Origin of the sequence: Streptomyces sp. NBC_01077 (genome assembly GCF_045162855.1) — a bacterium.
Lineage (GTDB): Bacteria > Actinomycetota > Actinomycetes > Streptomycetales > Streptomycetaceae > Streptomyces.
The window spans coordinates 8,213,460-8,233,392 of record NZ_CP108669.1 but is presented as its reverse complement, the minus strand read 5'-3'; the positions used below and the strand labels follow the sequence as shown (position 1 = coordinate 8,233,392).

Sequence of the window (19,933 nt, the reverse complement as noted above, 5' to 3'; positions counted from 1 at the left end):
GTCAGATCACCGGCCTGTCTTCGATACGGACGAGGTTGTGGCCGCGCATCGTGTAGAGCAGGCCCCGGCTGTCGGCGTTGACGTGCGGACCGCTGTACCAGGCGCCGTTGATCTCGGGGACGACGGTGCTGACGGCGAACGTCTTGGGATCGAAGCGGAAGAGGGTGGTGTCGGAGACGCCGTAGACGATGCCGCGGCTGGTGACCATGGCCGCGAAGCCGGGGCAGAGGGCCCGGTGGTCGGCGGTGTGGATCACCCGGCGGATCGTGACGTCGACGACGAAGAAGCCGCCCTTCCGCGTGAGTCCGTACAGGTGCCGGCCGTGCACCGCCAGCGCGGCCACTCCCGTGGTCAGGGTGGCGGGGAGATCGATGCGCCACAGCTCCCGCCCGGCGACCGGGTCGAAGGCGACGAGCGTGCCGCGCGGCCCCTGGGTGGTGGGATTGTCACCGCCGAGGTACGCGACGCCGTCCCGGGTGGCGACGGCACGCACCAGCTGGTTCCCGTCGACCGGGTTGATGTGGGCGGCCTTCTCACCGGTCTTCAGGGAGTAGGTCCACAGGGAGCCGCCGCCCTCGGTGTCGGACTGCGCGCCGACCAGCAGGAGCCCGTTGACCGTGTCGTGGCAGACGTCGAGCGGACGGTTCTGTTCGCTCGGGAACGCCGCCAGCTGGTGGGGCTGCTCGTCGCGCGTGGGGTCGTACGTCCACATGCCCTGCGAGCTGTACTGGCCGGTGTAGAGCACGCCGTTCAACACCACGGCGTCCTTCGCCTCGCCGGGCGCGCGGAGGTTGACCACCTTCCCGTTGCGCAGGTCGTGGCGGGCGATGCCGTTGTTGCCGCCCACGTAGACGTACCGGTGGTCGGCGGCGATTCCCATGCCGGTCTGAGCACTGACGGGTGCGCCTGCCGGACCGAGTTCGGTGACGACGGACGTACCGGCGGCCACGTCGATCTCGGCGACGAAGCCGTAACCCGAGACGGCGGTCAGTGTGCCGTCGACGTGGTCCAGGCCCCAGATCTCGCCGAGGTCGCCGTCGAACGCGACGGGGGCGACGACCTCGGTCGCCGTCGAGTAGGAGTGCAGACCCGCATCGGTGGCGAAGTAGATCGTGTCGCCGTTCGCGGTCAGGTTCTTGACCACCTTGCCGGTGGAGGGCGTCACGGTGTACGAGGAGAGGTCGGCGAGGTCCATCACGGCCAGCTTCGCGGGCTCGGTCGAGCCCGCTGTGCTGACGACGAGGCGGTCACCGACGACGAGGAGTTCGCGCAGGCTGGGGTCCTTCTCCATCTCCGGCGGGGTGACGTTCGTGAAGGTGCCCGCCGACCGGTCGTACGCGTACAGCGACGCCTTGCTCGCCCCGTCTCCGCCGGCCAGGGTGCTGCCGGCTCCGAAGAAGACGGCGGTGTCCGTGGCGGCGACGGTCCTGGCCAGGGTGGCCTTCGGGTCGGGGATGCCGAGCTTGGTCACCGCGCCGGTGGCCGGGTCGTACATCCACAGGGCGGGCGCCTTCCCCGGCACGCCGCCGACGGCGTACACGGTGCCGTCCGGGGCGACGGCGAGATCGCGGATGTCGCGGTCCTCGGTCCGGCCGACCGCCACGGCGGGCTTGTCCGGCGTGGTCAGGTCCCAGCGGAAGAGGTTCGGCCTGCCCTCGTCGGCCTTCGTCAGGATGCCCGCGTACAGGTACCTGCCGGTGGAGTCCGCGGCGAGCGCCTGAATCGAGTGTCCCGTGCCGAGCACGGTCTGCGCGGTCACCTTGCGGGTCGGCAGGTGGAAGGCGATCACCCGGGTCGGTTCGAGGTTGCGGGAGCCGATGTAGACGGTGTCGCCGACCTGGATCGCGCTCATGAGCGCGAACTGCTCGATGCCGGGGCCGAGATCGGTGATGCGGGTGCAGGGGCCGTGGGACGTGGCCTGCGCCGGTGCCGTGAGCAGCGGGGCCGCGGCTGCGGCGAGCCCGAGGGCACCGCCTGCCACGAGCAGCTGACGCCTGCCCATCGACGGAGAGTGCTGCATGGGGGGACTCCTTGGGTCGTTGTGCGGGGACACGGAGCGGGAAGGAGCAAGCGCCGTGGTGGGGAACTCACGGCGGGGCCGGCCGGTCCCCGGATCGACGGAATCCGGGGAGGGCCGGACGTGTCAGGCCGACGTCGCGAGGGCGGCGTGGTGCACGGCGTGCGCGAACGGTTCTCCGGAGCAGTAGCGCGCGACCTCGTCGAGGGCGCTGCTGGTGATCCGGTGGAGTTCGCCGCCGAGCGAGCCGGCGATGTGCGGGGTGAGGAGGACGTTGGGCAGGGAGTAGAGCGGTGAGGTGGCGGGGAGCACCTCCGGTTCGGTGACGTCGATGACCGCGCGGATACGTCCGGTGACGGCCTCGGCGGTGAGGGCCTCGGTGTCGACGAGGGACCCGCGTGCTGTGTTGATGAGCGTGGCGCCGTCCCGCATCAGCGAGAGACGCCGCGCGTCCAGCAGGTGATCCGTCTCCGGCAGTGCCGGTGCGTGCAGGGAGACGACGTCCGAGTGGGCGACGAGTTCGTCGAGGTCCACGTGGCGGGCGCCCAGCTCCGCGGCCTGTGCGGCGTCGACGTGGGGGTCGGCGAGGAGCAGGTCGAGGTCGTAGGGCCGCAGCAGTTCGAGGACCTTGCGGCCCACGAGGGACGCGCCGACCAGTCCCACGGTCCGGCGGTAGTTGCCGAAGCCGGGGAATCGCCCGGACCAGTCGAGGGCCGCGCGGTGGTCGCGGTAGAGGCCGCCGATGTCGAGGACCCGCTTGTTGGCGAAGAGGATCGCGGCGACCGTGTACTCGGCGACGGGAACGGCATTGGCCGCGGCGGCCGAGGACACGGCCAGCCCCCGGTCCCAGCACGCCTGTGTCACATGGTGCTTGACGCTGCCCGCCGCGTGGACGACCGCCTTCAGAGCCGGTGCCCGTGCCAGGACCTCCTCGTCGAGGACGGGACAGCCCCAGGACGTGATCAGGATCTCCACGTCCTCCAGGGCCGGGTCCTCGGTGAGGTTCTCGGCGACGTGGTCCGGGTCGATGTCGACGTACGCCGTCAGGCGCTGGATCTCGGCGGGTGCGAACAGCGCGTCCCGGTGACGCCGGCCCATGGCGAACAGGGCGCGGGGGCGGGTGGTCGGCGTCGCGGTCGGGGTCGGGCGCATGGATGGATTCCTCACGGTGGCGGCCTACTTGACGGCGCCGGCGGTCATGCCGGACTTCCAGAACCGCTGGAGCATCAGGAAGACGGCGATGAGCGGGGCCACGGCCACCAGTGAGCCGACGACGGCCAGCAGGTAGTCCTCGGGGTGGCCCTGCGTGAGCGCGGACGAATACCACACGTACAGGCCGAGGTTGACCGGGTAGAGGTCCTGGTCGGACAGCATCACCAGGGGCAGGAAGAAGCTGTTCCAGATCTGGGTGAACTGGAAGAGGAAGATGGTGACGAAACCGGGCGCGATCATCGGGAACGCGATGCGGCAGAAGGTCCGGAACTCACTGGCCCCGTCCATCCGCGCCGCTTCGAGAACCTCGTCCGGCACATGGGAAGCGCTGAAGACCCGGGCCAGGTACACGCCGAACGGGAAGACCAGTCCGGGGAGGAACACCCCCCAGAACGTGTTCACCAGGCCGGCCTTGGCGGCGAGCAGGTACAGCGGGATCGCCATCGCCGTGCCGGGCACCATCACGCCGAGCAGCACGAGCGAGAACAGGCGCTCCTTGCCGGGAAAGGCGAGCTTGTCGAACGCGTAGCCGGCGGCGACGCTGAACACCGCTGCCAGCAGGGCACCGACACCCGCGTACAGCACCGTGTTGAGCAGCCAGCGCAGATAGATGCCGTCGTCCGCCGTGAACAGGTGCCCGAGGTTGTCGGCGAGGTGGATCTCGTCGCCGGGCGCGAAGCCGTTCGTACCGAACAGGTCCTCGCGGCTCTTGGTGGAGGACAGCAGCAGCCAGGTCAGCGGCAGCAGAGTGTAGAGGGTGGCGAGGCCCAGCATCGCCGTGACCCCGGCCTTGGACAGCAGGACGGACGATGACTTCCCGGCGCCCTTGTGTCTGCGCGGCGCCGGCCGGCGGCCGGACGACGACGATGTCACGGGTGTGGGGGCCGGTGCATCGAGTGTGGAGGACTTGGTCACGGCTTGCTCCCGCGGCGTGAGATACGGGTGACGGCGAACGACAGCACCGCGGCGAACAGGGCGATCAGCAGTGAGGCGGCTGCCGCCAGGCCGAAGTCGTTGTTCTGGAAGGCGGCCGTCTGGACGTACATGTTGGGGGTCCAGCTGCTGCCGATCGCGCTGGAGGCGTTGTAGATGACCTTCGGCTCGGTGAAGAGCTGGATCGAGCCGATGACGGTGAACAGTACGGCGAGCGCTATCGCGGGGCTGATCATCGGGACCTTGATGGACAGTGCCGTCCGCACGGCGCCGGCGCCGTCGACCTTCGCCGCGTCCAGGGTCTCGCGGGGCACCGCCTGGAGAGCCGCGTAGAAGATGACCATGTTGTAGCCGGTCCACTCCCAGACGGCGATGTTGGCCGCGGAGAACACGGCGTTGTCGACCGACAGGAAGTTGATGTCGATGCCGCCGGATTCCAGGAAGTCGATCACCGGGCTCAGGCCGGGGGTGTAGAGGTACACCCAGATCAGCGCGGCGATCAGCCCCGGCACCGCGTGCGGCAGGAACAGCGCCAGCTGGAAGAACGAACGCGCCTTGGCCAGACCCGAGTCGAGCAGCAGGGCCAGGACCAGCGATCCGCCGATCATCACGGGGATGTAGATCGCGCAGTACGCGGCGATGACGAGGAACCCGTCGCGGAACGCCTCGTCGGAGAGCGCTCGGGCGTAGTTGCTCAGCCCGGTGAAGACGTTTTCGGTGCCGCCGAACCCGAGGCCGGAGGTGCGGGTGGTGAACAGGCTCAGCCATGCCGCGTACAGCAGCGGGGCGAGGGTGACGGCCGCGAACAGGCCGAAGAACGGTGTGAGGAGCAGTGCGGCGGTCCGGCGCTGTCCTCGGGCGGATGGGCTTGCCATACCGGCCTTCCTTGGGTGGGGCGGGGTGAGCGGGTGCGGGAGGGAGCCGGGGGTCGGCCCGCCGCACGGGCGGGGCCGACTCTCCGCGTTCCGGGCTGCGAGCTACGGGCTTCCGGCTCCGGGCTCCGGGCTGCGGGCTGCGGGCTGCGGGCTGCGGGCTGCGGGCTGCGGGCTCCTACGGAGCGGTGACCGCCAGGCCTCGATGCTTCATCTGCGCGATCGTGGCCTGCTCGGCGGTGGCGAGGACACCGGGCAGGGTCACCGAGCCGTCGGCGACCTTCGGGAGCTGGTCCACGATGGCGGTGTTGGTGGCGCCCATGACCGGGCCCCACGTCCAGCCGGGCCGGATGGCGTCGTAGGACCGCGCCATGAGGGAGTAGACGTCCTGCCCGCCGAAGTAGTCGGTCCTGAAGGCCGCCTTCGTGACCGGCACCAGCTTCGGGTCGGCGGGGAACAGGCTGCTGGTGCCGGACGACACCCACGCCTTCATGCCCTCGGGGTCAGTGGTGATCCACTTGATGAACTCGGCGGCGGCCCCGCTGTTGTCGGACCCCTTCGGGATCACGAAGGACGAACCTCCGTACATGCCCGAGGCCGGCTTGCCGTCCCAGGTGGGCACGGGCGCCACGGCCCACTTGCCCTTCTGGTCGGGGACGGTCGCCTGGTGCGCTCCGGCGCACCAGCTGGCGCACACGTAGGCGACGGTCCGGCCCTTCTGGACGCTCGTCCAGAAGGGGTCCAGCTGGCTCAGCGAGCGGACGAGGTCCTTGCGGGCGAGGTCGCCCCAGTAGGCGGCGACCTTCTTCGACGGACCGTCGTCGACGGTGACCTTCCAGGAGTCCTTCCCGGCCGCGAACCACTGGCCACCGGCCTGCCAGGAAAGGGCCTCCAGAAGCCCGGGGTTGTCGGTGTACAGGACGCCGCCGCGGGCGGCGGGGTCCGCCTTCCTCACCTGCTCGGTCATGTTCCGGTACGCGTCCCACGTGGTGGGGACGTCGATCTCGTGCCGGGTGAAGAAGTCCTTGCGGTACATCATCGTCAGGGGCGCCGCGTCGCGCGGGACGGCCCACGTCCTGTCACCGAGGTCGACCAGCTGCCGCGCCGCCTCGGGGAACCGGTCCTTCACCACCGGGCCGAGCGTGTCGGTCAGGTCCTCGATCTTGCCCTGGGCCGCGAACTCCGGCAGGTGCGGGTACTCGACCACCGCGACGTCCGGCGCGGTGCCGGCCTTCACGGCGTTGGTGAGCTTCGAGTAGTACTCCTGGCCCGACGGAACCGTCTCGAAGGTCACCTTGATGTCGGGGTGGCTGCGGTTGAAGGCCGCAGCCACCTTGTCGGAACCCTTGACGAACGACCAGAAGGTGACCTCGCCGGTCTTCCCGGCGGTCGGTGAAGCACCCTGATCCGCTCCTCCACCGCAGGCGGTGGCGAGCAGGGCGAGAGCTGTGACGGAGCCTGCCAGGGCGGCCGTGGTTCTGCGAAGCATGATGTGCACCGATCGTTCGCTGGGGCGTTGACCGGAATCATTCGTCAGCAAACATGCTTCGTCAATGCCTGAAGCTTCATTCGATAGATAACGAAAGAAATCGAAGGGATGTGATGGCGGCCCCCTGTTCGCGTTCTACGCGCGCCTGCCGGCTGCGAGGGAGGCCCCGCTGGAGTCCCGCACACGCAGCTCCGGGCGGAGCAGCAGCTCGGCCAGAGGTGCGGTCGGCTCGGCGAGTCGCCGCCTCATCAGGTCGACCGCCCAAGCCCCGACGGCCCTCTTGGGCGGCGCCACAGCCGTGAGCGGCACATCGCTCAGCTCGGCGACCTCGTCGTCGTACGTCACGATCGCCAGATCCCCCGGAACGCGCAGGCCGCGCGCCTGGAGGAGGCCGACCATGGCGACGGCATCGAGGTCGTTGTGGACCAGGGCGGCCCGGACGTCACCTGCCTCGACCGCCCCTGCGAGCTCCTCGAACCACTCGGCCGACATCGGTCCGTCGGTCGGGTCGATGCCGTATTCCGGGCCCGCCGTCAGCCCCAGGGCCTGGCAGGCCGCCTCATAACCCTCGCGGATCAAAGGGGTGTTGGGGCTCTCCGTCCGGGCGACCAGAGCGATCCGCTCGTGCCCCAGCTCGGCAAGGTGCCGGACCGCCAGGCCCGCGCCATGGGCGTGGTCCGACGCCACCTGCTCCAGCCGCCCGGCCTGCGTACCGGCCCTGCGGTCCACGAGGACGACCGGTACCTCGAGCCCGGCCAGCCACTCCTCGGCCAGGTCCACGGGTTCGAGTCCGGCGCGCGGCATCAGCAGCAGACCGTCGACGCCCGCCGCGATCAGCCGTCGCACCTGCTCCCGGTTGTCCGTCAGCGTCTCGCCGGAAACCGCGAGCACAATGCGCACTCCGTGCGTGCGCGCCGCGTCCTGCACCCCTCGGATGATCTCGGGGTAGTAGTAGCCGCCCGGCGGGACGATCAGCCCGAAGGAATCCCCCTGCCGCATCGCGGGCCGGGGAGCGGCAGGGCCGGCCACGTCGGCCGCCTGCGCCGCGGTCGGCGACATGGCACCTCCGTGCACACGGACCACCAGCCCCCGGCCCGCCAGCTCCCGGACGTCCTGGCGCACGGTGACCGCGGAGACCCCCATCTCCTCCGCCACGTCCTTCACCTTGATCGCACCCCGGCGCTCGACCAGGCGCAGGAGCACCTCACGCCGCTCTTCAGCCAGCACTCACGTGCCCCCTCTCATCGTGAGCGAAGCCATTTGCTTTCACTCGACAAGTGAAAGGTATCAACCAAGTGATGACACGTGCCGATGCCGACATCGACCGGCAGTCCCGCACAGCGGGCCTCTTGCAGCGAGGCGGAACCGGTGGCTACAGTCGAACAGAAAGCGCTTTCCACGGAAGGGAACCCGTGCCGACCTCGGACGTCCTCGTCTACACACGTACCGCCGGCTATCGCCACGACTCCATCCCGACGGGCGCGGACGCGTTCGTCGAGCTGAGCCGGGAGGGTGGACTCGAGGCAGAGGCGACGGACGATCCTGAGATGTTCACGGCGGAACGGCTGGAGCGGTGCGCAGCCGTGGTCCTCCTGTCCACCACCGGGTCGGTCCTCACCGACCAGGGCCGCTCGGCCCTGGAGGCATACGTACGGCGCGGCGGCGGGCTCCTCGCCGTCCACGCGGCAGCCAACGCCGAGCCCGACTGGCCGTTCTACGGCGACCTGCTCGGCACCCGCTTCGCGGGCCACCCCCCGCTGCAGCCCGGTCTGGTCCACGTGGAGGACCCCGCGCACCCGGCGACCGCGCACCTGCCCGCGGAATGGGCCTGGACCGACGAGTGGTACGACTTCACCTCGCCCCCGCGCGACGCGGACGTCCACGTCCTGCTGCGCGCGGACGAGTCCACGTACACCGGCGGCACGCACGGCGCCGACCATCCGCTCTCCTGGTGCCACGAGAAGGCCGGCGGCCGGTTCTTCTTCACGGCCCTCGGCCACACCCCGGAGTCGTACGCGTCCCCCGCCTTCCGCGCCCACCTCTCCGGCGCCCTCCGTTGGGCCGCGGGCCGCTAGCGCGGCGTGCGCGGCCGGTCGGATTTTCGCAGGCCGGCGATTCGGGAATCCCTCCCCGCCTCGGACGTTGAAGCCCTTGTGAGCATCTTTCCCGGCGGCATCCGCTTCTCCGTCCTCGACCGCTCCCGTACCCGGGAGGGCGAGGACGCCCCCCAGGCGCTGCGCGACACCGTGCGCCTCGCCCAGGAGGTGGAGGCCCTCGGGTACCACCGCTTCTGGGTGTCGGAGCACCACAGCGTGCCCGGGGTCGCCGGCTCCGCGCCGACGATCCTCGCGGCAGCCGTCGCCGCCGCCACGTCGGGCATCCGGGTCGGTACGGGCGGGGTGATGCTCCCCAACCATCAACCCCTGGTCGTCGCCGAGCAGTTCGGTGTCCTCGAATCCCTCTTCCCCGGCCGGATCGACATGGGTGTCGGCCGCTCGGTCGGCTTCACCGACGGCATCCGCCGGGCGCTCGGCCGGGACAAGGACGACGCCGACCGCTTCGGGGAGCAGCTCGACGAACTGCTCGGCTGGTTCACCGGCGAGCAGACCGCCCATCCGCAGGTGCACGCCCGGCCCGCCGAGGGCCTGCGCGTGCCGCCCTTCGTCCTGGCGACCGGCGAGGGCGCGTCGATCGCCGCCACGGCCGGGCTGCCGCTGGTCATCGGCGACCTGCGCGGCCGTGACCGGCTGCTCGCCGCCGTCGACACGTACCGCGCCGGCTTCGTCCCCTCCTCGTGGTCCGCCGAGCCGTACGTGGTCGTCGCCGGGACGGTCGCGGTGGCCGCGACCGGGGCGGAGGCCCGGCGGCTGCTGATGCCGGAGGCCTGGTCGCTCGCGTACTCGCGCACCCAGGGCGTCTTCCCTCCGCTCGTCGCGCCCGAGCGGATCGAGGGCCTCGCGATGACGGAGAAGCAGCGCGGGTTCTACGAGTCGGGGCTGGGCGGCCATGTGCACGGCACGGAGGAGCAGGTGGCCGAGGCGCTGGAGCAGGCCGTGAAGGAGACCGGGGCGCAGGAGGTCCTCGTCACCACGAGCACGTACGACCGGGCGGCGCTGAGCGAGTCGTACCGGAGGCTGGCGAAGGCCGTCGGTCTGACGCCCGCGCCCCCGGCCTGACGCCCTCGCGCTCCCGGCCCGACACCGCCGCCCTACCGCCCTGACCAGGACGGGAGTGGCCCCACGGATAAAATCACCTTATGCCCGACAGTGACCATGATCCGTACGTCCGTGTCCGTGGTGCCCGCGAACACAACCTCGCCGGGGTGGACGTCGACATCCCCCGTGACGCGCTCGTCGTCTTCACCGGGGTCTCCGGCTCCGGCAAGTCGTCCCTGGCCTTCGGCACGATCTACGCGGAGGCCCAGCGGCGCTACTTCGAGTCGGTGGCGCCGTACGCGCGGCGACTGATCCACCAGGTGGGGGCGCCCGTGGTCGGCGAGATCACGGGGCTCCCGCCTGCCGTCTCCCTGGAGCAGCGCAGATCCACGCCCAACGCCCGCTCCTCCGTCGGTACGGTCACCACGCTCTCCAACTCCCTCCGCATGCTGTTCTCCCGGGCCGGCAGCTATCCGGAGGGCGCCGAGCGGCTCGACTCCGACGCCTTCTCCCCCAACACGGCTGCCGGAGCCTGCCCTTCGTGCCACGGCCTCGGGCGCGTCCACGAGACCGGTGAGGAACTCCTCGTGCCCGACCCGGAGCTGTCGATCCGGCAGGGCGCCATCGCCGCCTGGCCGGGTGCCTGGCAGGGGAAGAACCTGCGGGACGTCCTCGACACCCTCGGGTACGACGTCGACCGGCCGTGGCGCGAGCTCGACGCGAAGGACCGGGAGTGGATCCTCTTCACGGACGAACAGCCGGTCGTCACCGTTCATCCGGTACGGGATGCCGACCGCATCCAACGCCCTTACCAGGGCACGTACATGAGTGCCCGGCGCTATGTTCTGCGCACCTTCTCCGACTCGAAGAGCCCGACGCTGCGCGCGAAGGCCGAGCGCTTCCTCACCAGCGCGCCCTGCCCGGTGTGCGGCGGCGGGCGGCTGCGGCCCGAGGCGCTCGCGGTGACGTTCGCGGGCCGGACCATCGCCGAGCTCGCGTCGCTGCCGCTGACGGAACTGTCCGGACTGCTCTCCACCACGACGTCCGAGGACGGGGAGACCGCGCGCGTCCTCACCGGTGACCTCGTCGCCCGGATCGCGACCGTGACCGAACTCGGTCTGAGCTACCTCAGCCTGGACCGCGCCACCCCCACCCTCTCCAATGGCGAACTCCAGCGGCTGCGGCTCGCCACCCAGCTGCGGTCGGGGCTCTTCGGTGTGGTGTACGTCCTGGACGAGCCGTCCGCCGGACTGCACCCGGCCGACACGGAGGCCCTGCTCGTGGTGCTCGACCGGCTCAAGGCCGCCGGGAACTCCGTCTTCGTCGTCGAGCACCATCTCGACGTGATCCGGCACGCCGACTGGCTCGTGGACGTGGGCCCGCTCGCCGGGGTGCACGGCGGGCGGGTGCTGCACAGCGGCCCGCCGGGCGGACTCGCGGACGTCGAGGCGTCCGCGACCCGCCGTTTTCTCTTCGACCGGGGGCCGACACCCGCGCGCGAGGTCCGTGCACCGGCCGGCTGGCTACGGACGGGCCCGGTCACCCGGCACAACCTGCGGGCCGTCGACGCGGCCTTCCCGGTCGGGGTCCTGACCGCCGTCACCGGGGTCTCGGGCTCCGGGAAGTCGACGCTCGTGGGCGCGCTCACCGAGGAACTCTCCGGGGTGGGCCGTCTGGTGACGGTGGATCAGCGACCGATCGGGCGCACCCCGCGCTCCAACCTGGCCACGTACACGGGTCTCTTCGACGTCGTGCGGAAGCTGTTCACGGAGACCGAGGAGGCACGGGCGCGCGGCTACAAGGCGGGCCGCTTCTCCTTCAACGTGCCGGGCGGGCGCTGCGAGACCTGCCAGGGCGAGGGCTTCGTCTCCGTCGAGCTCCTCTTCCTGCCCAGCACGTACGCGCCCTGCCCCGACTGCCACGGCGCCCGCTACAACCCGGAGACCCTGGAGGTCCGGCTGCGGGGGCTCACCATCGCCGAGGTGCTCGACCTCACGGTCGAGGCAGCGGCCGGGTTCTTCGCCGACATCCCCGCCGCCGCGCGCAGTCTGCGCACCCTGCTCGATGTCGGCCTCGGCTACCTGCGGCTCGGGCAGCCCGCCACCGAGCTCTCCGGCGGCGAGGCGCAGCGCATCAAGCTCGCCTCCGAGCTCCAGCGGCTGCGCCGCGGCCACACCCTCTACGTCCTGGACGAGCCGACGACCGGCCTCCACCCGGCCGATGTCGAGGTGCTGATGAGCCAGCTGCACGGGCTCGTCGACGCCGGGCATTCGGTGATCGTCGTCGAACACGACATGGACGTGGTCGCCACGGCGGACTGGGTGCTCGACCTCGGGCCGGGCGGTGGCGACGCGGGCGGGCGGATCGTCGCCGAGGGGCCGCCCGCCGAGGTGGCACGCGTGGCGGCGAGCCGGACCGCGCCGTATCTGGCGGCCCGACTCGGTGCGTGAAGGCGGCCCGACTCGGCGCGTGAAACCCGCTCGCGCCTACTTGGGCTCGACGAACTGGACCTCCAGGTTCACCTTGATCACGTCGCCGAGGAAGCCGGGGGCGAAGTCGAGCCCGAAGTCGCTGCGCCGGAACTCGCCGGCGGCGTCGAAGCCCGCGTGCCTGCTGCCGTCCATGGGGACGTCGACGACGCCGCCGAAATCGACGTCGAAGGTGATGGGCCGGGTCACCTCGCCGATGGTGAGGTCGCCCTCCAGGGTCCAGTCCTCGCCGGCGCCGGCGATGCGGGTGGAGCGGAAGCTCATCGTGGGTCGCTTCTCCACGTCGAGGAGGTCCGCTGCGCGCACATGGGCGTCGCGGTCGGCGTTGCCGGTGTCGATGGAGGCGAGGGCCACGGTCGCGGTGATGGAGGAGGTGTCGAGGGTGTCGCCGACGAGGAGTTCGGCCGTGAGCTCGTTGAAGCGGCCGCGCACCTTGGAGATGCCGAGGTGGCGGACGGTGAAGCCGGCGGAGGAGTGCAGCGGGTCGAAGGTCCAGTCGCCGGGGACGAGCGGAAGGACGGTGGTGCTGCTCTGCGATTCGGTGGTCATGGGCTTCACGCTGCCGCCTGGCATGGATGCGAGGAAGGCCGTGCCGAGGCTGGTAGTGACAGGGCCACCCTCGGCTCGTCCCGCGCTCGTACGATCGGCGGATGAGCGACAACGAACTGGGGGCGTTCCTGCGCGCCCGACGCGAGGCGGTGACTCCCGCGGAGGCCGGGCTTCCGGCGGGCCCGCGGCGGCGGACGCCGGGCCTGCGCCGGACGGAACTGGCGATGCTGGCCGGGATCAGTGTCGAGTACCTGGCCCGGCTGGAGCAGGGCCGGGACCGTAACCCGTCTCCGCAGGTCCTGGGCGCGCTCAGTGAGGCGCTGCGGCTGCCGCTGGACGCCCGGGTGCATCTGCGCAACCTGATGAAGTCGGGCATGCAGCGACAGATGTGTGCGGTGCGGCCCGGTCCGGCCCGCGAGGTGCGGGCGACGGTCCGGGCGCTGCTGGACCGGCTGGGTCCGACGCCGGCCGTGGTGGCGAACATGCTGGGCGAGACCGTGGCGCACACCGACGGCTACGCCCGGCTCGCGGGTCCGGTGGGTCTGCTGGACGGGGATCCGCCGAACCGTCTGCGTTTCGTGTTCACCGATCCGCGGGCCCGTGAGGTGTTCCCCGACTGGGACCGGGTGGCCGATCAAGAGGTGGGGGCGCTGTCGTTCGCGGTGACCGGTTCCGATGCGCACATGGCGGAGCTGGCCCAGGAGCTGACGGTGACGGCGGGCCGGGCGTTCTCCGACCGGCTGCGGTCACCGGGACTGCTGCGGGCCCGCTCGGGCGTCGAGCGGTTCGTCCATCCGGAGGCGGGGGAACTGCGACTCGCGTACGAGGTGCTGGAGCTTCCGGAGACCGACGGCCAGCACATGGTGGTGCACCTGCCGGCCGACGAGGCGACGTCGTCGGCCCTCGACGGCCTGATGGGCCGCCGCCCGGGGACCTTGCGCGCGGTCGGCGGCTGAGCGGGGCGTGACGTCGGGCCGGTCCGGTGAGCCGGGCGCGGCCGTCAGAGGGCCAGGGTGCGCCAGCCCCGGGTGATCTCCTCGCGGACGGCGTCCACCTGCGTCGGCTCGTGGTGCGGGCTCCCCTGCGAGGTGAGCAGATCCACCAGGCCCGCACCGTCCGCCGGACGGTCCGCCGGGTCGACGGTCAACGCCCGTTCGACGGCGGCCGCGAGCTCCGGATCGAGGGCCCGCACCGCCGCCAGCGCGGCCGGCTCGGGGCCCGTGTCCACGATCCGGCGGATCACCGCGCCCGTACTGGTCGCCGCGAACGGGCTGGTGCCGTGTGCCGCGCAGACCATACAGCACGCCCATGCCCACACATCGGCGGCCGGACCGACGCGCTCCTCGCCGAACTGCTCCGGCGCCATGTACGTCAGGGTCCCCGGTCCGACGCCGGTGCGGGTCAGCCTGGTGCCGTCGACCAGGTCCGCGATGCCGAAGTCGAGCAGGCGCGGGCCTGCCGTGGTCAGCATGATGTTGGCGGGCTTGAGGTCGCGGTGGACCAGGCCGAGCCGGTGGACCCCGGACAGCGCGACGGCCAGCGCGAGCGCCAGCGCCCGCAGCGCTTCGGGGGTACGGATGGGCCCCTGCTCCCCCAGGTGTGCGTCGAGGGGTCGTCCGTCCAGCAACTCCATGGCCAGGTACGGCCGTCCGGCGTCGACGCCGGAGTCGAGGACGCGGGCGGTGTAGGCGCCGGAGACCATGGACAGCACCTCGGACTCGCGCTGGAACCGGCGCAACAACTCGGCGTTGTCGAGGAGTTCGGGGTTGATGGTCTTCAGCGCGACCTGGGTCGCCGCTCCTTCGCGCCGGGCGAGGTAGACCGTGCCCATCCCGCCGGCGCCGATACGGCCGAGCAGCTGGTAACCGCCGATCGTCCGCGGCTCGCCGGGGAGGAGTTGCCGGTGGGGGAACTGCGGCACGGCGTGGGCGACCGGATCGGGCTGCGTCGGCACGTACGCGGCGGGCCGGGCCGCCGCCGGCCCCACGGTCGGCGCGTCGGCGCGGGCCTGCCCGGCGGGAGTCCGCCCGACGTGAGCCTGGACCACGGGGGTCCGGCCCACCGGGATCGGAGCGCCGCGGTCCGGGACCCCGGCCCCGTGCCGGTACCTGCGGCTCACCCCGTACGCGACGGCCTGGCATGCGACGGCCGCCAGGGCGAGACCCGGCGGGAGAAGGAGTCCCAGCGCGATGCGGAGGGCCACCGAGCCGCCCAGCCGCAGGCGCCCCGCAGGGGTCGCGGTCCACGAATCCCCCGGCACTCCGGCGGTCACCAGGGTGCGCTGGGTCCGGGCCCACAGCACCGGCCAGATCACCGACGCCAGGACGACGACGAGGACGTACAGGATCCACCCCATCGCCAGGGAGTAGCCGTAGACGCTCGACACCCACACCCCGTTCTGGAGGACGCCCGGATGGACGAAGAGGAAGAAGTTGTCGGCCGACGCGACGGTGCGCACCAGGAACCACAGGGCAACACCGCCGACCACTCCCAGGGCCAGCTCCCCCACGACCGCACCCGGGACCGACCGCGGCGGCGTGGCGGGGTCCGCCAACGCCTGCCGCCGTACGGCCTGCTGAGCCCTGATCAGCAGGGGCACAGTGACCGCTCTCAGCACCAGTGCCGGTCCGACCACCGCCAGGACGTCCAGCACCAGCGATGTCTCGGCGAGCTCCGCCATGCTTCCCCCGTGTCTCCCGGCCCGGCCCTCCGGCAGAGCAAAGGGAGTATAGAGCGGCGGAGCCGATCCCCCTACCGGCGGGCGGACTTGCGCGTCGCCCGCAGCCACTCCCTGTTCATCGCCGCGATCGACGGCAGGGGGATCCCCTTCGGGCAGGCCGTCGCGCACTCGCCCGTCAGCGTGCAGCCGCCGAAGCCCTCGGCGTCCATCTGGGCCACCATGTCGAGGACCCGGGTCTCGCGCTCCGGGGAGCCCTGGGGCAGGACGTTCAGGTGGTTGATCTTGGCGGAGGTGAAGAGCATCGCCGAGCCGTTGGGGCAGGCAGCCACGCACGCCCCGCAGCCGATGCACTCGGCGTGTTCGAAGGCGAAGTCCGCGTCCGCCTTGGGGACCGGGGTCGCGTGGGCCTCGGGGGCCGAGCCCGTGGGGGCGGAGATGTAGCCGCCGGCCTGGATGACGCGGTCGAAGGCGGAGCGGTCGACGACGAGGTCCTTGACGACGGGGAAGGCGGAGGCCCGCCAGGGTTCGATGTCGATCGTGTCGCCGTCGCGGAACGACCGCATGTGAAGCTGGCAGGTCGTGGTGCGCTCGGGCCCGTGTGCGTCGCCGTTGATGACGAGGCTGCACGCGCCGCAGATGCCCTCGCGGCAGTCGTGGTCGAAGGCCACGGGGTCCTCACCGCGCAGGATGAGGGCCTCGTTGAGGGTGTCGAGCATCTCCAGGAACGACATGTCGGCGGAGATGCCGTCCACCTCGTAGGTGGACATCGCGCCGGGGGCGTCGGTGTTCCGCTGGCGCCAGACGCGCAGGGTGAGCTTCATGCGTAGCTCCGCTGGGTGGGGTGGACGTACTCGAAGGTGAGGTCCTCCTTGTGGAGGACGGGGGATGCGCCGGTTCCGCCGAACTCCCAGGCCGCCGCGTACGCGAACTCCTCGTCGTGGCGGGCGGCTTCGCCGTCGGGCGTCTGGGACTCCTGGCGGAAGTGGCCGCCGCAGGACTCGACACGGTGGAGCGCGTCGAGGCACATCAGCTCGGCGAGTTCCAGGTAGTCGACGATGCGGTTGGCCTTCTCCAGGGACTGGTTGAACTCCGCGCCGACGCCCGGGACCTTGATCCGGCTCCAGAACTCCTCGCGGATCTCGGGGATGCGGGCGAGTGCGGTCCGGAGACCCGCCTCCGTGCGGGCCATTCCGCAGTACTCCCACATGAGTTCGCCGAGTTCGCGGTGGAAGGAGTCGGGGGTGCGGTCGCCGTCGACGGCGAGGAGGAGGTTCAGCCAGTCCTCGGTCTCGGCGAGCACCTCCCGTACGGCCGGGTGGTCATCGGTGACGGGTTCGGCGTGGGGGTGGCGGGCGAGGTAGTCGTTGATGGTGGCGGGGAGGACGAAGTAGCCGTCGGCGAGGCCCTGCATGAGGGCGGAGGCGCCGAGCCGGTTGGCCCCGTGGTCGGAGAAGTTGGCCTCGCCGATGGCGAAGAGGCCGGGAACCGTGGTCTGGAGGTCGTAGTCGACCCAGAGTCCGCCCATCGTGTAGTGGACGGCGGGGTAGATCCGCATCGGGACCTCGTACGGGTTCTCGGCGGTGATCCGCGCGTACATGTCGAAGAGGTTGCCGTACTTCTCCTCGACGGCGGCCCGGCCCATGCGGCGGATCGCGTCGGCGAAGTCGAGGTAGACACCCTGGCCGCCGGGTCCGACGCCACGTCCCTCGTCGCAGACGTTCTTGGCGGCGCGGGAGGCGATGTCACGGGGGACGAGATTGCCGAAGGAGGGGTAGATGCGCTCCAGGTAGTAGTCGCGCTCGTCCTCGGGGATGTCGGCGGCGGGCCGGGTGTCGCCCTTGGCCCTGGGGACCCAGATGCGTCCGTCGTTGCGGAGGGACTCGCTCATCAGGGTCAGCTTGGACTGGTGGTCGCCGGTGCGCGGGATGCAGGTGGGGTGGATCTGGGTGAAGCAGGGGTTGGCGAAGTAGGCGCCGCGCCGGTGGGCCCGCCAGACGGCGGTGGCGTTGGAGTTCATGGCGTTCGTCGACAGGTAGAAGACGTTGCCGTAGCCGCCGGAGGCGAGGACCACCGCGTCGGCGTAGTGCGTGGAGATCTCGCCGGTGATCAGGTCGCGGGCGACGATGCCGCGGGCCCGCCCGTCGACGACGACCAGGTCGAGCATCTCCGTACGGGCGTGCATCTCGACGTTTCCGGCGGCGATCTGGCGGGACAGCGCCTGGTAGGCGCCGAGGAGGAGCTGCTGACCGGTCTGGCCGCGGGCGTAGAAGGTGCGGGAGACCTGGACGCCGCCGAAGGAGCGGGTGTCGAGGAGTCCGCCGTACTCGCGGGCGAAGGGGACGCCCTGGGCGACGCACTGGTCGATGATCTCGACGGAGATCTGGGCGAGGCGGTGGACGTTGGACTCGCGGGCGCGGAAGTCGCCGCCCTTGACGGTGTCGTAGAAGAGGCGGTGGATCGAGTCGCCGTCGTTGCGGTAGTTCTTGGCGGCGTTGATGCCGCCCTGCGCGGCGATGGAGTGGGCGCGGCGCGGGGAGTCCTGGAAGCAGAACTGGACGACGTGGTAGCCCTGTTCGGCGAGGGTGGCGCCGGCGGAGCCGCCGGCGAGGCCGGTGCCGACGACGATGATCCGGTGCTTGCGCCGGTTGGCGGGGTTGACCAGTTTGGCCTGGAAGCGGCGGGTGTCCCAGCGTTCGGCGATGGGGCCGGCGGGGGCCTTGTGATCGACGACCGGCTCACCGGTCGCGAAGTCGAGGAAGCTCATGTCAGCTCACCACTCCGGTCATGACGGCTACGGGTACGGAGATGAAGCCCGCGGTCAGGACGAGCGCGAGGGTGTCGGCGAGGGCCCGCAGGAGGCGCTCGCGGCGGGCGTTGCCGATGCCGAGGGTCTGGGCGGCGCTCCAGAAGCCGTGCCGGACGTGGAGGCCGACGGCGAGCATGGCGACGATGTAGATGACGTTGCCGTACCAGGTGGAGAAGGTGTCGACGACGTTCTGGTAGGGCTTGCCCTCCTCGAAGCCGCCGGGGTGGACGGTGCCGGTGGTCAGGTCGAGGACGTGCCAGACGATGAAGAGGGCGAGGATGATCCCGCCCCAGCGCATGGTGCGGGTGGCGTAGGAGGCGCGGCGGCGGCGGTGGACGTACGCGGTGGGGCGGGCCTTCATGTCGCGGCGGCTGAGCTGGTACGCGGAGACGGCGTGGGCCACGACGGCGGCGAGGAGCACGATCCGGACGAGCCAGAGGGCCCACTCGTGGTGCAGTACGGGGGCGCCCATGACCCGCAGCCAGTGGCCGTAGGCGTTGAACTCCTCGGGGCCGAAGAAGACCTTCAGGTTGCCTGCGACATGGGCGACGAGATAGCCGAGCATGAGCAGCCCGCTGACGGCCATGACCGTCTTCTTGCCGAGGGTCGATGACAGGAATCCGCGTGACGGTGTGGGGGACGGCGGGCGGCCCGTCGTCCGGTCCCTCGTGGGTGCCAGAGCCATGTTCATGACGCTAGGGCCGAAGGGCCCGAGAGGTCCAAGACATGGTCCGGCTGATCTCGATAGGCCCAGCCTATTCACTTGCTCTAACCTGGGAGCATGCAGTTCCAGCAGCTCCTCTACTTCGTCGCCGTGGCCGAGACCCGTCACTTCACTCGGGCCGCCGAGCGCGTCCATGTCTCGCAGCCCTCGCTCTCCCAGCAGATCAAGGCCCTGGAACAGGAGTTGGGCGCCGAGCTGTTCAGCCGCGCCCGGGGGAACATCACGCTCACCGACGCGGGCGAGGCCCTGCTGCCGCTCGCGCGCCGGATCCTCGCCGACACGGAGACGGCCCGGATCGAGGTGCAGGAGCTGGCCCAGCTGAAGCGGGGCCGGGTGCGGCTCGGCGCGACCCCGAGCCTGTGCACGGGGCTGCTGCCGGACGTGCTGCGCGCCTTCCACGACCTGCACCCGGGGATCGAGCTGCTCATCGAGGAGGGCGGCTCGCACGACCTCGTACGGGAGCTGGCCCGCGGGGCCCTGGATCTGGCGCTCGTGGTGCTGCCGCTGCCGACGCCGTCACCGGCCCTGACGACGGTGGAGCTGCTCCGGGAGGACCTCGTGGTGGTCTCCTCGGCGTCGGCGCCCGCGCCGCGCCGACCGGTACGGATCACCGACCTGCGGGACCAGCCGCTCGTGATGTTCCGGCACGGCTACGACCTGCGGGAGCTGACGGTGGCGGCCTGCCGGGCGGAGGGCTTCGAGCCCACGTTCACGGTCGAGGGCGGCGAGCTGGACGCGGTTCTCGGTTTCGTACGTTCCGGGCTCGGGCTCGCGGTCGTTCCCGCGATGGTGGCGGCGCGGGCGGGCCGGGACCTCCGCGTGACCGCCCTCGCCCGGCCGGGCCTGCGCCGGACGATCGCCCTGGCGCACCGCAGCGACGTGGCACCGCCTCGGGCGGCGCGGGAACTCCAGCGGATGCTGCTCGCCTCGCGCCGGGGTGGGCCCGAGCGGGCGGCAGGCGCCCGCTGAGGCGGTCGCCGCGCGAGCAGGCCGCTTCTCCCGAACCC

16 protein-coding genes are annotated in these 19,933 nt (G+C 71.4%); 5 read left to right on the top strand and 11 right to left on the bottom strand.

Going from position 1 to position 19,933, the window contains the following annotated elements; translation table 11 throughout:
• Nucleotide 1: 1 nt before the first annotated feature.
• From OG462_RS37095 to OG462_RS37070, 6 genes are all read right to left on the bottom strand, one after another.
• A complete protein-coding gene (locus OG462_RS37095; RefSeq protein ID WP_406064708.1) occupies nt 2-2,020 on the bottom strand; it encodes a PQQ-binding-like beta-propeller repeat protein in 2,019 nt (672 codons plus the stop codon).
• A 123-nt stretch (nt 2,021-2,143) separates the two neighbouring features.
• Nucleotides 2,144-3,169, bottom strand: coding sequence for a hydroxyacid dehydrogenase (locus OG462_RS37090; protein ID WP_406064706.1), 1,026 nt, complete (start codon nt 3,167-3,169; stop codon nt 2,144-2,146).
• 24 nt (nt 3,170-3,193) lie between these two features.
• Nucleotides 3,194-4,144, bottom strand: a complete 951-nt coding sequence (locus OG462_RS37085; protein ID WP_406064704.1) for a carbohydrate ABC transporter permease — start codon at nt 4,142-4,144, stop codon at nt 3,194-3,196.
• A complete protein-coding gene (locus tag OG462_RS37080) occupies nt 4,141-5,037 on the bottom strand; it encodes a carbohydrate ABC transporter permease (protein ID WP_406064702.1) in 897 nt (298 codons plus the stop codon). Before OG462_RS37080 ends, OG462_RS37085 begins: the two co-directional genes overlap by 4 nt.
• A gap of 175 nt (nt 5,038-5,212) precedes the next feature.
• The gene (locus tag OG462_RS37075) at nt 5,213-6,523 is read right to left on the bottom strand and encodes an ABC transporter substrate-binding protein (protein ID WP_406064700.1); all 1,311 of its coding nucleotides are present in this window, start codon (nt 6,521-6,523) and stop codon (nt 5,213-5,215) included.
• Between the two features lie 135 nt (nt 6,524-6,658).
• Nucleotides 6,659-7,750: a LacI family DNA-binding transcriptional regulator gene (locus OG462_RS37070; RefSeq protein ID WP_406064698.1), complete on the bottom strand. Its 1,092-nt coding sequence runs from the start codon at nt 7,748-7,750 to the stop codon at nt 6,659-6,661.
• 185 nt (nt 7,751-7,935) lie between these two features.
• Here OG462_RS37070 and OG462_RS37065 point away from each other — a divergent pair, with 185 nt between their 5' ends.
• The 3 genes from OG462_RS37065 to OG462_RS37055 all read left to right on the top strand — a co-directional run bounded on the left by OG462_RS37065 (nt 7,936) and on the right by OG462_RS37055 (nt 12,128).
• Nucleotides 7,936-8,598: a ThuA domain-containing protein gene (locus OG462_RS37065; protein ID WP_406064696.1), complete on the top strand. Its 663-nt coding sequence runs from the start codon at nt 7,936-7,938 to the stop codon at nt 8,596-8,598.
• 78 nt (nt 8,599-8,676) lie between these two features.
• Nucleotides 8,677-9,699 (top strand): LLM class flavin-dependent oxidoreductase, encoded by a 1,023-nt coding sequence (locus OG462_RS37060; RefSeq protein WP_406064695.1) that lies wholly within the window; start codon nt 8,677-8,679, stop codon nt 9,697-9,699.
• An 80-nt stretch (nt 9,700-9,779) separates the two neighbouring features.
• Nucleotides 9,780-12,128 (top strand): ATP-binding cassette domain-containing protein, encoded by a 2,349-nt coding sequence (locus OG462_RS37055; RefSeq protein ID WP_406064693.1) that lies wholly within the window; start codon nt 9,780-9,782, stop codon nt 12,126-12,128.
• 36 nt (nt 12,129-12,164) lie between these two features.
• On the opposite strand, the gene OG462_RS37050 is transcribed toward OG462_RS37055, so the two are convergent.
• Nucleotides 12,165-12,716: a YceI family protein gene (locus OG462_RS37050; RefSeq protein WP_406064691.1), complete on the bottom strand. Its 552-nt coding sequence runs from the start codon at nt 12,714-12,716 to the stop codon at nt 12,165-12,167.
• A 101-nt stretch (nt 12,717-12,817) separates the two neighbouring features.
• Between OG462_RS37050 and OG462_RS37045 the strand changes: the two genes are divergently transcribed.
• Nucleotides 12,818-13,672, top strand: coding sequence for a helix-turn-helix domain-containing protein (locus OG462_RS37045; RefSeq protein ID WP_406064688.1), 855 nt, complete (start codon nt 12,818-12,820; stop codon nt 13,670-13,672).
• 44 nt (nt 13,673-13,716) lie between these two features.
• Here the strand turns inward: OG462_RS37045 and OG462_RS37040 are convergent, their stop codons facing one another.
• The 4 genes from OG462_RS37040 to OG462_RS37025 all read right to left on the bottom strand — a co-directional run bounded on the left by OG462_RS37040 (nt 13,717) and on the right by OG462_RS37025 (nt 18,788).
• The gene (locus OG462_RS37040; RefSeq protein ID WP_406064686.1) at nt 13,717-15,396 is read right to left on the bottom strand and encodes a serine/threonine-protein kinase; all 1,680 of its coding nucleotides are present in this window, start codon (nt 15,394-15,396) and stop codon (nt 13,717-13,719) included.
• A 71-nt stretch (nt 15,397-15,467) separates the two neighbouring features.
• A complete protein-coding gene (locus OG462_RS37035) occupies nt 15,468-16,217 on the bottom strand; it encodes a succinate dehydrogenase/fumarate reductase iron-sulfur subunit (protein ID WP_406064684.1) in 750 nt (249 codons plus the stop codon).
• Entirely contained in the window at nt 16,214-18,160 is a 1,947-nt protein-coding gene (locus OG462_RS37030) for a fumarate reductase/succinate dehydrogenase flavoprotein subunit (protein WP_406064682.1), read from the bottom strand. The genes OG462_RS37035 and OG462_RS37030 overlap by 4 nt, the downstream gene beginning before the upstream one ends.
• 1 nt (nt 18,161) lies before the next feature.
• Nucleotides 18,162-18,788 carry a succinate dehydrogenase gene (locus OG462_RS37025; RefSeq protein ID WP_406066861.1) on the bottom strand — a complete coding sequence of 209 codons (627 nt, stop codon included), beginning with the start codon at nt 18,786-18,788 and terminating at the stop codon, nt 18,162-18,164.
• 195 nt (nt 18,789-18,983) lie between these two features.
• Between OG462_RS37025 and OG462_RS37020 the strand changes: the two genes are divergently transcribed.
• Nucleotides 18,984-19,895: a LysR family transcriptional regulator gene (locus tag OG462_RS37020; protein ID WP_406064680.1), complete on the top strand. Its 912-nt coding sequence runs from the start codon at nt 18,984-18,986 to the stop codon at nt 19,893-19,895.
• Nucleotides 19,896-19,933 lie beyond the last annotated feature (38 nt).

Coding starts and splice junctions, on each gene's coding strand:
- OG462_RS37035 (WP_406064684.1), bottom strand. CDS start 16,217: ATGAAGCTCACCCTGCGCGTCTGGCGCCAGCGGAACACCGACGCCCCC.
- OG462_RS37030 (WP_406064682.1), bottom strand. CDS start 18,160: ATGAGCTTCCTCGACTTCGCGACCGGTGAGCCGGTCGTCGATCACAAG.
- OG462_RS37075 (WP_406064700.1), bottom strand. CDS start 6,523: ATGCTTCGCAGAACCACGGCCGCCCTGGCAGGCTCCGTCACAGCTCTC.
- OG462_RS37095 (WP_406064708.1), bottom strand. CDS start 2,020: ATGCAGCACTCTCCGTCGATGGGCAGGCGTCAGCTGCTCGTGGCAGGC.
- OG462_RS37040 (WP_406064686.1), bottom strand. CDS start 15,396: ATGGCGGAGCTCGCCGAGACATCGCTGGTGCTGGACGTCCTGGCGGTG.
- OG462_RS37050 (WP_406064691.1), bottom strand. CDS start 12,716: ATGACCACCGAATCGCAGAGCAGCACCACCGTCCTTCCGCTCGTCCCC.
- OG462_RS37080 (WP_406064702.1), bottom strand. CDS start 5,037: ATGGCAAGCCCATCCGCCCGAGGACAGCGCCGGACCGCCGCACTGCTC.
- OG462_RS37055 (WP_406064693.1), top strand. CDS start 9,780: ATGCCCGACAGTGACCATGATCCGTACGTCCGTGTCCGTGGTGCCCGC.
- OG462_RS37020 (WP_406064680.1), top strand. CDS start 18,984: ATGCAGTTCCAGCAGCTCCTCTACTTCGTCGCCGTGGCCGAGACCCGT.
- OG462_RS37025 (WP_406066861.1), bottom strand. CDS start 18,788: ATGGCCGTCAGCGGGCTGCTCATGCTCGGCTATCTCGTCGCCCATGTC.
- OG462_RS37090 (WP_406064706.1), bottom strand. CDS start 3,169: ATGCGCCCGACCCCGACCGCGACGCCGACCACCCGCCCCCGCGCCCTG.
- OG462_RS37045 (WP_406064688.1), top strand. CDS start 12,818: ATGAGCGACAACGAACTGGGGGCGTTCCTGCGCGCCCGACGCGAGGCG.